The 14540-nt window shown below is 54.3% G+C and carries 11 protein-coding genes; 4 read left to right on the top strand and 7 right to left on the bottom strand.

Going from position 1 to position 14540, the window contains the following annotated elements; translation table 11 throughout:
* Positions 1–9: 9 nt before the first annotated feature.
* The 4 genes from BSZ31_RS05605 to BSZ31_RS05590 form a co-directional block, all read right to left on the bottom strand.
* Positions 10–345, bottom strand: a complete 336-nt coding sequence (locus BSZ31_RS05605) for a YegP family protein (protein WP_105027918.1) — start codon at positions 343–345, stop codon at positions 10–12.
* Positions 346–491: 146 nt separating this feature from the next.
* Positions 492–1937: an efflux transporter outer membrane subunit gene (locus tag BSZ31_RS05600; RefSeq protein WP_168426864.1), complete on the bottom strand. Its 1446-nt coding sequence runs from the start codon at positions 1935–1937 to the stop codon at positions 492–494.
* Positions 1930–5094 carry an efflux RND transporter permease subunit gene (locus tag BSZ31_RS05595; RefSeq protein WP_105027916.1) on the bottom strand — a complete coding sequence of 1055 codons (3165 nt, stop codon included), beginning with the start codon at positions 5092–5094 and terminating at the stop codon, positions 1930–1932. Before BSZ31_RS05595 ends, BSZ31_RS05600 begins: the two co-directional genes overlap by 8 nt.
* Positions 5095–5104: 10 nt before the next feature.
* Positions 5105–6379: an efflux RND transporter periplasmic adaptor subunit gene (locus tag BSZ31_RS05590; RefSeq protein ID WP_168426863.1), complete on the bottom strand. Its 1275-nt coding sequence runs from the start codon at positions 6377–6379 to the stop codon at positions 5105–5107.
* Between the two features lie 122 nt (positions 6380–6501).
* Between BSZ31_RS05590 and BSZ31_RS05585 the strand changes: the two genes are divergently transcribed.
* Entirely contained in the window at positions 6502–7122 is a 621-nt protein-coding gene (locus tag BSZ31_RS05585; RefSeq protein WP_105027914.1) for a TetR family transcriptional regulator, read from the top strand.
* Between the two features lie 24 nt (positions 7123–7146).
* Here BSZ31_RS05585 and BSZ31_RS05580 read toward each other — a convergent pair whose 3' ends face one another.
* Positions 7147–7836, bottom strand: a complete 690-nt coding sequence (locus tag BSZ31_RS05580) for an SDR family NAD(P)-dependent oxidoreductase (protein ID WP_105027913.1) — start codon at positions 7834–7836, stop codon at positions 7147–7149.
* Positions 7837–8008: 172 nt separating this feature from the next.
* Here BSZ31_RS05580 and BSZ31_RS05575 point away from each other — a divergent pair, with 172 nt between their 5' ends.
* From BSZ31_RS05575 to BSZ31_RS05565, 3 genes are all read left to right on the top strand, one after another.
* Positions 8009–8638 (top strand): hypothetical protein, encoded by a 630-nt coding sequence (locus BSZ31_RS05575; protein WP_146106616.1) that lies wholly within the window; start codon positions 8009–8011, stop codon positions 8636–8638.
* Between the two features lie 107 nt (positions 8639–8745).
* Positions 8746–9654, top strand: a complete 909-nt coding sequence (locus BSZ31_RS05570) for an SDR family oxidoreductase (RefSeq protein ID WP_240605656.1) — start codon at positions 8746–8748, stop codon at positions 9652–9654.
* A 94-nt stretch (positions 9655–9748) separates the two neighbouring features.
* Positions 9749–11377 (top strand): acyl-CoA carboxylase subunit beta, encoded by a 1629-nt coding sequence (locus BSZ31_RS05565; protein ID WP_105027910.1) that lies wholly within the window; start codon positions 9749–9751, stop codon positions 11375–11377.
* Between the two features lie 93 nt (positions 11378–11470).
* Here BSZ31_RS05565 and BSZ31_RS05560 read toward each other — a convergent pair whose 3' ends face one another.
* Positions 11471–13156 carry a hypothetical protein gene (locus BSZ31_RS05560; protein WP_105027909.1) on the bottom strand — a complete coding sequence of 562 codons (1686 nt, stop codon included), beginning with the start codon at positions 13154–13156 and terminating at the stop codon, positions 11471–11473.
* A 252-nt stretch (positions 13157–13408) separates the two neighbouring features.
* On the bottom strand, positions 13409–14539 hold the full coding sequence (locus BSZ31_RS05555) for an acyl-CoA dehydrogenase family protein (RefSeq protein ID WP_105029766.1): 1131 nt from the start codon (positions 14537–14539) through the stop codon (positions 13409–13411).
* Between the last annotated feature and the right edge of the window lies 1 nt (position 14540).

The raw sequence follows: 14540 nt of genomic DNA, 5'->3' as shown, positions 1-14540 counted from the left end.
TAAAATAACTCAAATGGTGGAATCTTTGACCGTGGTCGACTTGCCATTGGTTTTTACCGACTCAATGCCGTTGTCGCATGCAGCCTCGCTGGCGTACATCTGGCTGGAACCAATAATTTGATGGTTGGCAGCCTTCAAGTTGAAATGGTGCTTGCCGTTGGCAGCGACCTTCTTCTCATAACGTGATGCTTCACCGCAGTTTTTCTGAACTGACTCAATTCCGTTTTCAGCAGCGGCTTTAGTTTTGTAGAGTTCACTGGTCAAAATGGTTTCATGGTTTCCCGCCTTCAGGGCAAATTTGAACTGACCATCGCTGCTTTTGCTTAATTCGAAATAACCTGCCATCTCCAACTCCTTTGCTTGAATGTTTGTTGAATGCTATGGGTTAACCCATTTCGGTTATATCACAGCCCGGTGAAAGTTCAATGCATCAAGCAAAAACGGCGACCAGTTACCCTGTCGCCGTTTGAGGTACTGCATCGTTCAGGCGCTTATTCTTTCAAAGCCACCTGCTCGGCATTGAAACCACCACCCAAAGCTCGAATCATCGCCAGGCTTGCGCCTTGCTGGCTCTGCCAGGCCGATGCCCAACTGAGTTGTGCGTTCAACAAATTGCGTTGGGCATCCAGCAACTCAAGCTGGTTGGCCACGCCATTGTCCACACGCAATTGTGCCAGGCGAACCACTTGGGTCAGGGTTTGAACCTGCTCTTGTCGCGCCTGCAAGCGCTCACGTGCTTCACGCTGTGCCACGATGGCGTCGTAAATTTCCTGGAATGCAGTACGTATACTGGCTTCATACTGCAACACCGCTTGATTGCGGCGCGCCACGGCTGCGTCTCGTTCATCAAACAAACGACCCGCCTGGAAAATTGGCTGTGTAATTTGAGTCTGAAAACTCCACACTCGGGCTGGGCCGCTGAACAAATCGCTTAAATCTGCGCTTTCACGTCCACCAAATGCACTCAAACCAATTGTGGGGAAAAAGGCTTTGCGGGCCGCTTCCAGATTGGCTTCGCCAGCCAGCAATTGTTGCTCGGCTGCAGCCAAATCGGGGCGGCGCAGCAGCAGCTCCGAGGGAGTGTTCTCAGGCAATATGAACAGCTTGGTCAATTCCAGGTTTTCCACTGCCAACGCCGGAAGTTCGGGCGCATTGCCACCCACAATCACTGCGAGTGCGTTTTGGGCACGCGCCAGTTGTTCGCGAGTGTCGGGCAGCTGAGCACGCACTGCCAGCAATTCAGCTTCCGTTTGGCGCAATTGAAGTTCATTGCTCAAACCCACGTCGTAACGCTGCTTGGCCAGCTTGTATGCGGCATCGCGACTTTCAAGAGTTTGTTCAAGCACCTTGACTTGCAGGCCCAGCACTCGCACTTGTGTGTACAGGGAGGCCGCCGTTGCGGTCACGCTCAAACGCACACCACGTACGTTGTAGCCTTGCTGCATGAAAGCGGCACGGGCTGCATCCTCCAAGGCACCAATGCGACCCCACAGGTCAAGCTCCCAAGTAGCGCCAATGCCAAACTGCTGGCTTTCATACACATTCTGCCCACCGAATACAGGCACGTTGCCAGCCTGTGAGGGACGATTTCGACCCGTTGTGAACTGACCAAAAATGGAAGGCCACTGCTGGGACTTCGCAATGCCCAGTACTGCACCGGCTTCATTCAAGCGCTCATTGGCCAAACGCACATCGGTGTTGTTTTTCAGGGCCTGTTCAACAACTTGAGTCAAAGCGGGATCACCCAACAATAGCCACCAGGCTTCGTTTTGAACCTGGCTCATGCCAACGCCTTTGGCGTTTTCAGGCACCACGACTTCGGTCGACTTTTCTGGCTTTGCGGTGAACCTGTCCAGCAGAGGAATGCTGGAAGCACAACCCGTCAACGCCAGGGTTAAGCCCAAGGCAATCGCTGTTTTTGGAAGGGCTTTAAGCATGGTCGCCCCCTTTGTTCGTTGTAGATTGATTGGATGAATCATTTGCTTCCTCTTCATCACCATGGTGTCGTCCACCTTTTTCACTTCTGTCAATCAGACGGTAAAACAGGGGCACAAAGAAAATGGCCAGCAATGTGGCAGCAGTCATGCCGCCCATTACACCGGTACCCACCGCGGTTCTCGCGCCGGCACCCGCACCGCTGGAGAACGCCAACGGAACGACCCCTAGAATAAACGCAAACGAGGTCATGAGGATGGGGCGGAACCGCAAACGGGCTGCTTCCAGAGAAGCCTCCAATGCACTCATGCCTTCCTCTCGTTTTAGCACCGCGAATTCCACGATCAAAATCGCGTTCTTGGCAGCCAGGCCCAGCAAAGTGACCAAGCCAATCTGGAAGTACACGTCGTTGGTCATGTCACGCATCCACACTGCCAGCAAGGCACCGAACAAACCAAACGGCATGGCCAGCAATACGGAGAATGGCAGGGTCCACTTTTCATACTGTGCCGCCAAAATCAGGAACACCATCAGTGCACCCAAAATCAGGGCAAAACTGGACGAACCCGCAGAACGCTTTTCCTGGAAGGAGGCACCCGAGAAGTCATAGCTGAAATCATCAGGCAAGACCTCGGCAGCAATGTCTTCAATCGCCTTGATGGCTTCGCCGGAACTCACCCCAGGTGCGCCACTACCGAGCAATTTCACCGCCGGTAGATTGTTGAAACGCTCCAAAGTTTCCGGACCTTGCGAAAACTCCACTTTTGCAAAGGCAGAAATTGGAATCATCTCGCCCTTGTTGGAACGCACGTACATATTGCCGATGTCAGTCGGGCTTTTGCGATACTGCGCATCCGCCGACATCAACACCTGCCAGGTGCGGCCAAACTTGTTGAAGTCATTCACATAGTACGTACCCAGGCTTGCCGACAAGGTATCGAACACCTCATTCACATTCACTCCCATGGCACGTGCACGTTCGCGGTCTACATCCACATACAACTGTGGTGTGCCTGGGCGCCACAGCGTTTGTACACCGGCAAGGCGCGGATCGGCGTTGGCTTTGGCGATAAAGTTGTTCATCACCTTGGCCAGTTCAGCCGGGCCACCCTCGCCACGATTTTGAATGTAAAACTCAAAGCCACCTGCATTGCCCAAACCGAAGATTGGAGGTGGGGCAAAGGCCAGCACCAAACCTTCCTGAATGCCAGCCGTGCGGCCAAACAATTCACCCACCAGCTCCCCGGTTACAGCTTCGCGCTCATCCCAGTGGCGCTGGGTCACAAACATGGTGGCCGCGTTGTTCTTGAAACTGCCACCCAAAAAGTCGAACCCGGTGAATGCCACGGAATACTCATTGGCCGGGTTGGCTGCCACTGCATCCACCACTTCTGCCACCACCTTGTCTGTGCGCTGCAAAGTAGCGCCGTCAGGCAAAAACACCGCAGCAATGAAGTAGCCCTGGTCTTCATCGGGTACCAATGAACCGGGTGTAGCCCTGAACAAACCGGCGGTCACCACCAGCATGACCAAAAACAGGCCAATACCAATGGCCGGACGCATGCTGATGAACTTCACGCCACCGACGTATTTGGTCGTGACACGGCCAAACCAGTCATTGAACCAGGTGAAAAATTTACCGGGTTTTTTGTGTTCATGTTTCAACAACATCACACACAATGCTGGCGTCAAGGTCAGCGCAACGATGCCCGACACGATCACCGCAATCGCGATGGTGATCGCAAACTGGCGATACAGCTCACCAGTCAAACCACCGAGGAAACCAATTGGAATAAACACAGCCGACAACACCAGCACAATTGCAATCACCGGGCCCGTCACTTCCTGCATGGCCTTGATCGCAGCCTTTCGGGCACTTAAGCCCTCCTCATGCATGATTCGCTCAACGTTTTCTAGCACCACAATGGCGTCGTCCACCACAATACCGATGGCCAACACCATGCCGAACAAGGTCAGTGTGTTAATGGAATAGCCCAACAGGTACAAACCAGCGAACGCACCCAACAGGGACACGGGTACAGCCAGAATCGGAATGAGCGTGGCGCGCCAGTTTTGCAAAAACACATACACCACGATGAACACCAGAATCATCGCTTCAATCAGTGTTTTTACCACTTCGCGAATCGAGACTTCCACAAAACGTGTGGTGTCATAAGGCACCGCATAGTTAAGACCTTCCGGGAAATCTGCCGCAATTTCATCCACCGTGCCTTTCACGGTTTGAGCCACTTCAAGCGCATTGGCACCCGGCTGTAAAAACACACCCACCAGTGTCGCTGGCTTGCCATTGATGCGACCGGTAAAGTCGTAATCCTTGGAACCCAATTCCACGCGGGCAACATCTTTCAAGCGCAAGGACGAACCATCCGGATTCACCCGGATCAACACATTTTCAAACTGCTCAACATCTTGCAATCGACCCTGTGCTGTAATGGTGTAAACCAGTTCCTGACCGTTGTTGTTGGGCGCCTGGCCCACCTTGCCCGCAGCAAACTGTGCGTTCTGCTCGTTCAAGGCCGCGGCAATGTCGCCAGCTGTCAACTTCAATTGCGCCATGCGATCCGGTTTGATCCAGATACGCATTGCATAATCTTTGGCACCAAAAATTTGCACATTGGTCGTACCTGGAATTCGCTTGATGCGGTCCAGCACGTTCAAGGTCACATAGTTCGAGGTGTAAAAGTCATCAAACCGGCCGTCTTCCGAATAAAACGCCAACACCTGCAAGAATGACGACGAACCCTTGTTCACCGTCACACCTTGCCTGCGCACTTCCTGCGGCAAAATGTTTTCTACTTGCTTCACGCGGTTGTTCACGTTCAAAGCGGCTTGGTCAGGATCGGTGCCAATCTCAAACGTCACCATGATTTCAACCACGCCACTGCTGGCCGAAGTCGAGCTCATGTACATCATGTTCTCGACACCATTGATGGCGTTTTCAATCGGTGCTGCCACGGTGCTGGCAATTACCTCTGCGGAGGCACCTGGATACACTGCACGAACCTGCACCACTGGGGGTGCAATTTCAGGGTACTGCGCAATCGGTAAACCACGCATGGCAGCCAAACCCGCCAGCATGATGAAAATCGACAACACGGCCGCAAACACAGGCCGGTCGATAAAAAATTTCGAAAACATGAATGACCCCTTATTGCTTCTGCTCTGTGGCTACAGGTGCGTTGACCTGTGCGGCGCTGTCAACAACTGCGGGCTGCGCATCGGCGCCTGCAATCACGGGTTGTACGGGTGTTCCGGGTGGGGCCTTCATGAACCCGTCGGTCATCACTTTGTCGCCAGCAACCAGTCCATCGGTTACTACCCATTGGTCACCTTTCCACTGCGCAACCTGCACAGGGCGTGGGGCCACAGTATTTTCAGGGCTGACTGTCATCACAACCTTGCCACCCTCCGGGTTTTCAAGCACAGCCCGTTGTGGCAACAACACGGCGTTTTTTTGCACTGCGCCACTCACACGCACACGTACAAATTGTCCCGGGCTTAACACTTCCTTGTCATTGGCCAACACGGCACGCGCATCGACCGTACCGGTGGCTGGGTTCACACGCACATCCTGAAAGCCCAGCTTGGCTTTCAATCCCATGGGTTTGCCATCGGCACCCAGCACCTCAACCACCAAATCGCCATTACTCAAGGCAACCGCACCACTTGCAATGCCTTTGCGCAGTTGTTCGTGGTCTTTTTCAGGAATACCAAAGTTCACATAGACCTGGTCGATCTGCGTTACTGTGGTCAACAACTCGGAAGGGCCAGACACAAAACTGCCCTCGGAGTACAACGAACGGCTTGCAAAGCCATTCACTGGCGATTCAACCCGCGCATACTCCAGGTTCAGGCGAGCCGTGCGAACCGCAGCACTGGCAACCTGCAAATCTGCCTTGGCCACTTCGAAGGCAGATTGCGCATTGTCCAATTCAGATTGCGACACCGCTTTGCTGTCGGCCAGAGGCATGACCCGTTTGTAATCGCGTTCGGCTTGAGCAGCGCGAACCTTGGCTGCATTTTCATCGGCCAGGGCACGGGCCAAAGCAGTTTGGTAGGGAGCATTGTCCAGGCTGTACAAAGATTGGCCTTTCTTCACTCGGCCGCCCTCTTCAAACTGGCGGCGCTCGATAATACCGGCCACACGGGCGCGAATTTCAACCTCGCGCAAGCCAGCAATTTGAGCTGGGTATTCATAAGTCAATTCGAGCGGTTGGGTTTTTACTTCAACCACGGGTACGGGTGCTGCCTGACCGGCACCGGGGCCACCGGGGGCTTGGGCATCGGCGCCCTGGCCACAGCCCAGCAACAAAGCGCTGGACAAAACAGTCACCAGCAGCGCGGGCAGAAGGGTGGCTCCTGCAAAAGCGCGGCTGTAGGGGGAAGCTTGGGTTTGCTTTGATTTCAATGAGTTGCTGTGCATGATATTTGCCCTGTTATATCCTTGTGGGAATTTTTCGGGTTGATTTAATGACCGAGAAGTCAGATAATACATACATACATGAGTGTATGTAAATAAATTTTTCAATTTTGGCGTAGACGATTGTGGTAAGAAAAACGAAGGAAGAAGCGCAGGAGACTAGAAACCTGATTCTGGACACAGCCGAAGCAGTGTTCTCTGAGAAAGGGGTATCAAGGACCACGCTGAACGACATTGCCAAGGCCGCGGATTTGACGCGGGGGGCCATTTATTGGCACTTCAAGAACAAAGCCGACCTCTTTGATGCGATGTTACAACGCGTCATATTACCGATGGATGAATTCATCGCCACGCCCGATTTACACCCCGAGCAACGACCGCTGGCCTATCTACGCACGCGCTCCATGCATGTGGTGCGTACCTTGGCCGAAGACACTCGCACACAGCGGGTTTTTGACATCGTGATGCACAAGGCAGAAATGGTTGATGACATGTTGCCCATCCGAGACAGACACCTGGAGGCCATTCAAGGCTGCATTCAAACCATTGAAGCCGATTTTCAAGCCGCGATTGCCAAAGGCGAATTGCCCGCAAACACCAATGCCCGCCAGGCAGCCATTGGTTTGCATGCCTTGATTGACGGGCTTTTTGCCAACTTTGTGCTCAGCCCCAATCTGTTCAACCTGATGGAACAGGCTGAATTTACAATCGACAACTACCTGAACGGCCTGGCCAACAGAAAGTAGCCGCCTTAGGCACAGCGTGGCTTGTTAAACCCGGCCTGTGACTGGAATGCCCGCTCCGTTGATGTCGCGGGCAACATCTGACAACAAGAATGTGATAACACCGGCCAGTGATTCGGGAGCAACCCAGTCTGCCGGGTCAGCGTCAGGCATGGCCTCTCGATTGGCGGGTGTGTCCAAAATACTGGGCAACACGGCATTGGCACGAATGCCCAAATGTTTGTTTTCCGCGGCCAGGGCCTCAGTCAAGCGCAGTACGGCCGATTTGGCCGCTGCATAAGCACCCATACCCTCAGCTGCTTTGCCAGCTGCAGCCGCACCAATGTTTACGATCACACCGCTTTGCTGATCCTGAAACTGCGGCAATATGGCTTGGCACATGTTCACGGTGGTTTGCACATTCATGGCGTACTGCGTATTCCAGGTATCCAGGCTGCTCTCAGCCTGACGCTCCCACACAAAACCACCTGCAATATTCACCACTGCATCAATTTGACCGAAATATTCCCAGGCTTGATTCACCACCTCTTGGGCATGCTCGGGCAAGGTCAGGTCCACGTTACCGATTGACACAGCATCGCTCTCGCCTTCCCACTCAGGCTGATGCAAATCAATCAACAGCAGTCGATAACCCAAACTGCCCAAATGGGTGGCCACTGCCTGCCCCAAATTGCCTGCTGCGCCCGTAATAATCGCCACTGGATTGGTATTGCTCATGAAAATCGACTCCCGCATTGAATGATTGATTGCCTGCATTTTGACATGGACGCCGCCCTTTCACGCCCCCACCCCGTTTGAATACCCCCTTTAAGGGCAACGCATTGGTGCAATGCTGAATTCAACAAAACCTGCCGTTCACAAGACATCACCGGAATTCTTGGAGCATGTCATGTGGAACGGTCTATTTTTTGGTTTGGTCAGTCTGTTCACGCCCCAGGCCAGCCTGCCCGACACTGCTGCCATGAAAGAGGAAATCGCCCAGTTCGCGCAGGTTTATGCCATCGACACCGATCGCATCCATGTTCGGGAAAGCACCATGAACAACCCCTCGCCATTCTTGACCAACAGTGGCATCAAGGCCTGCGTGCTGCATGTTAACCAGCATGCAGACGCCAAGCGCGTTTGGTCTCATTTTCTGGATTCAGGTCATGCGGGTGCCGAACCTGCATTCCTGGCATTCACCTCGGCCCATGAATTGACGCACTGCCTGATGTCGGAAAAAGGAAAACGTGTAGCCGCCAAGCAGGCACTGCAAGAACATCTCGGCATTCAATTCAAAAACAATGTGCATTTTGAAGAAACCCTGGCCGACCTGGTGGGGCTGGCCTATGTACAGAAAGTAATGCCAGAGCACTTCGACGTGGTGTACAAGCGCGTGAAATCAATTCGAACCGATTTCTCAAGCCGCGACCCCGAGCACGACAGCTCGCGCGCACTGAACACCCACACCATTGCATTCGCAGACCAAATGTTCAGCAAAACAGACACCCTCCGTTTGGCAGACGCTGGTAGCCGGTAAAAAAATCACCCGTGAATCGGATCGTATGAAAGCACGATCTGCAAAAGCATGGTTAAATTCAAACGATCGTTTGAATAATCAAATTGCACAATTCACAGGTGACCCTTTTGAACAGCTTCCAATCCGTGTTTCGCCCCAATCTGTTTGCAGGACAAACCGTACTGGTCACTGGTGGGGGCTCGGGCATTGGCCGCTGCACCGCGCATGAATTGGCCAGCCTGGGTGCGGACCTGGCCTTGGTCGGTCGAAAAATGGAAAAGCTTGAAACCGTGAAAGCGGAAATCGAGCAAACCTGCACAGTCAAAATTTCGTTACACAGCTGCGATATTCGTGAAGAGGAACGGGTAAAAGAGACTGTAGCCAATGTATTGGCAACCCACGGCAAAATCAATCACCTGATCAACAACGCAGGCGGGCAATTTCCCTCACCGCTAAACATGATCAGTGGCAAGGGGTTCGAAACTGTGGTGCGTAACAACCTTACCGGTGGCTTTCTCATGGCCCGTGAGGTATTCAACCAGTACATGATGTTACACCTGGGTGAATCTGACATGTCCATCACCAACATCATTGCGGACATGTGGAACGGCATGCCCGGCATGGGCCACTCCGGTGCAGCGCGCGCTGGCATGCTGAACTTTTCGGAAACTGCATCCAATGAATGGGCACCCGTGCGCGTGAATGCGGTTGCCCCCGGCTTCATCGCATCAAGCGGCATGGACACTTACCCTGAGCCCATGAAACAAACCATCATGCAGCTGGACAAAACGATTCCGTTACAACGCTTGGGCCTGGAGGCAGAGGTGTCAGGTACATTGGTGTTTTTGTGCAGCCCCGCGGCCTCATTCATCTCGGGTTCCTGCATTCGAATCGACGGCGCAGCCCCCAACGCGCGCCGCATTTGGCAAGTGGGCACCGGCAAACCCAACCCCGCTTTCAACAGCTTTCATTTGGGTGGCGTGCCTGAAGTAATTCAGCGCCGCGACGCCGCGCGGGCGGCTGCAAAAAGCAAATAAAAACACAACCAGGCACGCGGCTTGACTTGATCAAGCCCCGCGTTCAAAATCAAACAAACGTTTGATTTTTTAACTGACATTTAAAGCCCACACAATGCCTATTCTAGAAAGCGCTGTAGCCGCCACTTCCAGTGAATTTGAACTGAACAAAGCCAATATGGAAGCGGCCCTGAATGAGCTAAGGGCACTTGAAAAACGCACCCGTGATGCCTCAGCCAAAGCCGCGCCATCGTTTGCAAAGCGCGGGCAGTTGCTGCCTCGCGACCGGGTTGCGCTACTGCTCGACTCGGGCTCCCCATTTCTGGAACTGAGCACCCTCGCTGGTTACATGCAAGATGGCCAAAAGGCCGACAAAAGCATTCCCGGCGGCGGCATCATTGCCGGGCTGGGCTATGTGGCCAATACCTTGTGCATGGTGGTGGCCAGCGATTCAGGCATCGAGGCCGGTGCGCTTCAGGCCATGGGCATTGAAAAAATGCAAAGGGCCCAAGACATCGCCCTGGAAAACAAACTGCCCTTCATCAACCTCGGCGAATCCGCCGGGGCCAATTTGTTGAAGTACAAAGTCGAGCACTTCATATTGGGCGGCGGTAACTTCTATCGCTTGGCCAAACTCAGCGCTGCTGGCTTGCCGGTGGTCAATGTGCTGCACGGTTCATCCACAGCGGGTGGTGCCTACATTCCGGGCTTAAGCGATGTCGTCATTATGGTGCGCGAACGTGCACGCGCATTTCTGGCTGGCCCACCCCTGCTGAAAGCAGCCACGGGCGAGATTGCCACCGATGAAGAACTGGGTGGTGCCGACATGCACTGCTCGGTTTCAGGCCTGGGTGACTACATCGCCGACGACGACCGCCACGCCATTGCACTGGCCCGCGAGGTGATGGAAAAAATCGACTGGAACAGAAGCAACCGGAATGTGATACCGATGTTGAATGCCCAGGCGCCAGCACCTCGCTACCCGGCCGAAGAACTGCTGGGCATCATGCCCGCCGATATCAAAACGCCGGTGGACATGCGCGAAGTCATCGCCCGAATCGTCGACGACTCCGACTTCCTCGAATTCAAAGCCAACTACGGCCCAGCCACACTGTGCGGATACGCCAAGCTGATGGGTGTTTCCATCGGCATCATCAGTAACCTGGGGCCGATCGACACGGCTGGTGCCACCAAAGCCACGCACTTTATTCAAAGTTGCTGCCAAACCAAAACCCCAATCATTTACCTGCAAAACACAACCGGTTACATGGTGGGCAAAGAAGCCGAGCAAGGAGGCATCATCAAGCATGGCTCAAAAATGATTCAGGCCGTGAGCAACGCCACCGTGCCACAAATCACTTTGCTGTGCGGTGCCAGTTTTGGTGCAGGTAACTATGGCATGTGCGGCAGGGCGTTTGGTCCACGTTTCGTGTTTGCATGGCCCAACAGCAAAACTGCGGTCATGGGTGCAGAACAAGCAGCGGGCACCATGGCCACCGTGATGCAGGCCAGCGCCGCACGAAAAGGCATGGAGGTACCGGAGTTCATGCTGGAAAACATGAAAAAACAAATCATCGACACGTTTGAATCACAAACCAGCGCATTCCACACCAGCGGATTGTTGCTCGACGACGGCGTGATAGACCCAAGAGACACACGACAGGTGTTGGCGCTAGCGCTCATTGCCTGCCTGCAACAAGAGCGCAGCGTGCAACCCATGCAATTTGGCGTGGCGCGCCCGTAAAGAATAGACCCAACCCGGAAATGCAAAAAGGCACCCCGAAGGGTGCCTTTTCACTTTGCCTGGGGGTCGGAGCCCCAGGCAATACTACAAAGCTTAGATGGGCAGGCTGTCTGTGGGCAGCGCGCTGGTCAATGCATCCAGTGGGCTTGCGCCTGAGGAGATTGGCAGGCTGGAGGGATCCAGCAAGCTTGTCAATGAATCCAAGGGCGTGCCTGTGGATGGGAAGCTTGGCAAGCCACCACCTGCACCACCGCCCGCTGCCAGGTCGGTCAGTACGCTAGGGTCCAGCAGTGAAGTTACCATGTCCAACGGCGTGCCCGTTTCTGGGATGCCGGGCAAACCGCCGCCACCACCTGCACCTGCCAAGGCGTCTGTCAGAATGGCTGGGTCGAGCAATTCAGTGACCATATCCAGCGGCGTACCAGTGCTTGGCAAACCAGGCAAACCGCCGCCACCGCCACCAGCCAATGCATCAGTCAGAATGCTGGGGTCGAGCAAGGCTGTAACCTGGTCCAGGGGTGTACCTGTTTCAGGGAAGCTTGGCAAACCGCCGCCGCCTGCGCCACCCAAGGCGTCAGTTACAGGGCCAAGCACTGCGTCCAACGGTGTGCCTGTGGGACCATCTGATCCGCCGCCGCCATCACCGCCGGGCAGCGGCAAGCCACCGGACAGCGCAGCAATCAGTGGATCGGTCACTGGTGTCAGTGCGTCGAAAGCCTGGTTCAGGCCATCGGCCAAAGGCTGGGAAACCATGGGCAGTGCATCAGTTGCAGTGGCCAAGCCATCAAACAAGGGCGCGGCTGCGTCAAAACCTTGGGTCAGACCATCGTTCAGTGGGCCCAGGGCTGGTGCAAGCGCTCCAACTGCCTGAGACAGGCCATCGGCCAGCTGGGGTGTCACCATGCTCAAGCCGCCACCCAGTTGTTCTGCGACCACGCGCAGATTAACTGGCAAAGTGTCAGCAGCGGCTGTCACCAAACCATCTTCATTGCCCGCCAACACATCGACCACAGGTGAAAGCGCTTCTTCAACAGCTTCGGTGATAGGTGTTACGTTTTGATCCAGAGAGTCGGTCACTGGGGCCAAGCCTGTCAGTGCATCACTCAAGGTGTCGTTCACGGGTGTGAGTGCTGGCTCAAGTGCATCCGTGATGGGTGCTGTTTCTTCCAGCACTGGATCGAGCGCTTCAGTCACGGGTGCCAAAGCACCTACTGGCGCATCAACCACTGTTGTTACAGGGGACAGGGCATCCAGAGTCTCTTCGAGTGCGGGGGAGGCAGGGCCGGCTGCATCGGTAACGGGCTCGAGTGCGCCTGCGGCTGCTTCGCCAGAGCCACCACCGGAAGAACCACCGCCGGATCCGCCGTCGCTGTCATCGCTTCCCAACACGAATGCAGCACCAGCTGCTGCTGCCAATGGGCCAGCCAAACCGCCTGCGGCCAAACCTGCACCAAACAAACCAAACATACCGCCTGCGCCAGTTACAGCTACAGTTTCGCCTTCAGTCAGCAATTCGAATTCGCCTTCGGCCACCTCAAATTCAGCGCCGTTTTCGCCTTCTTTCAGCGTAGCTACTGCGTTGGACTGCAGAATACCCTCAGTGGCTTGCTGGCCATCTGCACCCGGGAATTCAATGTAGGCAGAGCCCTCGGCACTGGTGGTGACGGTGTCACCCGCAGAAATAATGTCGCCTTCTTTCAGAAGGACTTGTTCACCGTCGGGACGGGTTACAGAAACCTCTCCCAACACGCTTTTGATAATTCCAGTGATATTAGCCACAGTGCATTCTCCGACAATGGTGTGTTCATTTGAAAATTCGGCAAAAGTTTCGCCTTGTGAGAGTTTTACCGGCCGTAATCAGGAAATGGATGTGAATATTTCCTAATAATTAACAATCTTTAACATTATTTGTAAGTTTTATACTTACAAATCCTGATTTGCCGCATGTAAAGCACTCTCAGAGGAACGCCGATCGAATCTAATTGTTTGTAATTCAGGCGTTTAGTGTAACTCTTTCGGGGGGTAATTTGCTCACCAAGCCAGTTGGCGAATGGCCAGTTCTTTCATGATTTCCTCCGCGCCACCGCCAATGCACATCACTTTTACTTCGCGATAGATGCGCTCGGTCGAGCTTCCGCGCATAAAACCCATACCCCCCAAAATTTGCACCGCCTCATTGGCGCAGTGCTGCAAAGTTTGAGTGGCCTGGTTTTTCAGCAAACAAATATCAGCCACCAGTTCTTCGTTGATATCGCCTTTGTCGATGCGCGCAATCGTTTCATCGAACCAGGCCTCCGTTGCACGGATTTTCATGCGCATGTCGGCCAGTTTGTGGGCAATCACCTGGTGATCCATCAAACGCTTGCCAAAGGTGTGGCGGTTCTGGGCCCAGTCCAGTGCCTCGTTCAAACACACGCGCGAGAAACCGACGCAGGCGCCCGCCAGCATCAGGCGTTCGGTGTTGAAGTTTTCCATGATGATGCGAAAACCTTTGCCTTCTTTACCGACGAGGTAGGTGGCAGGTACTTCCACATTGTCGAAGTAAATGCTGGCGGTGTCGCTCATCCACCAACCAGTTTTTTTAAGCGGGCTGCGTGTCAGGCCTTTGGCGTTGCCAGGCACCATGAGCACGGAAATACCGCGCGCACCGGGTTCGCCAGTACGAACTGCTACGGTGAGCCAATCAGCACGCACGCCGCTGGTGATGAATACCTTTTCACCATTGATACGGTAATGAGGCACGCCATCTTTTTGAAACAGGTCGGCTTTGGTTTTGAGGTTGGCCACGTCGGACCCACCCGAGGGTTCGGTAATGGCCAGCGCGCTGATGGCTTCACCTTTCAATACCGCAGGGGCGATTAGTTGGACCAGCGCTTCACTGCCATGATTCAATAACGGAGGTAAACCGATATTGTGGCTGAACAAGCCTGCCAACAGACCTCCGCTGCCTGCGGAGCACACCAGGTTGGACAGCTTCAAACGATCGGCCAAGGTGCATTCGAATCCTCCCACTTCTTCCGGGTAACCCAGGCCAAGCAAGCCGAGCTCACCCGCCTGACGGTAAAGCTCGCGCGGGAATTCCCCAGCCTCGTCCCAGTCATTGATGTGGGGCTTGATCTGCTCATTGACAAATCGCTCCACCGAGCGGAAAAAGTCTTCCACG

It is taken from the genome of Limnobacter sp. SAORIC-690 (genome assembly GCF_002954425.1).
Taxonomy (GTDB): Bacteria; Pseudomonadota; Gammaproteobacteria; order Burkholderiales; family Burkholderiaceae_B; genus Limnobacter; species Limnobacter profundi.
The sequence above is the reverse complement of the archived record's forward strand: the minus strand, read 5'-3'. Positions and strand labels throughout refer to the sequence as shown.

Coding starts and splice junctions, on each gene's coding strand:
- BSZ31_RS05590 (WP_168426863.1), bottom strand. CDS start 6,379: ATGCACAGCAACTCATTGAAATCAAAGCAAACCCAAGCTTCCCCCTAC.
- BSZ31_RS05600 (WP_168426864.1), bottom strand. CDS start 1,937: ATGCTTAAAGCCCTTCCAAAAACAGCGATTGCCTTGGGCTTAACCCTG.
- BSZ31_RS05595 (WP_105027916.1), bottom strand. CDS start 5,094: ATGTTTTCGAAATTTTTTATCGACCGGCCTGTGTTTGCGGCCGTGTTG.
- BSZ31_RS05575 (WP_146106616.1), top strand. CDS start 8,009: ATGTGGAACGGTCTATTTTTTGGTTTGGTCAGTCTGTTCACGCCCCAG.
- BSZ31_RS05565 (WP_105027910.1), top strand. CDS start 9,749: ATGCCTATTCTAGAAAGCGCTGTAGCCGCCACTTCCAGTGAATTTGAA.
- BSZ31_RS05580 (WP_105027913.1), bottom strand. CDS start 7,836: ATGAGCAATACCAATCCAGTGGCGATTATTACGGGCGCAGCAGGCAAT.
- BSZ31_RS05605 (WP_105027918.1), bottom strand. CDS start 345: ATGGCAGGTTATTTCGAATTAAGCAAAAGCAGCGATGGTCAGTTCAAA.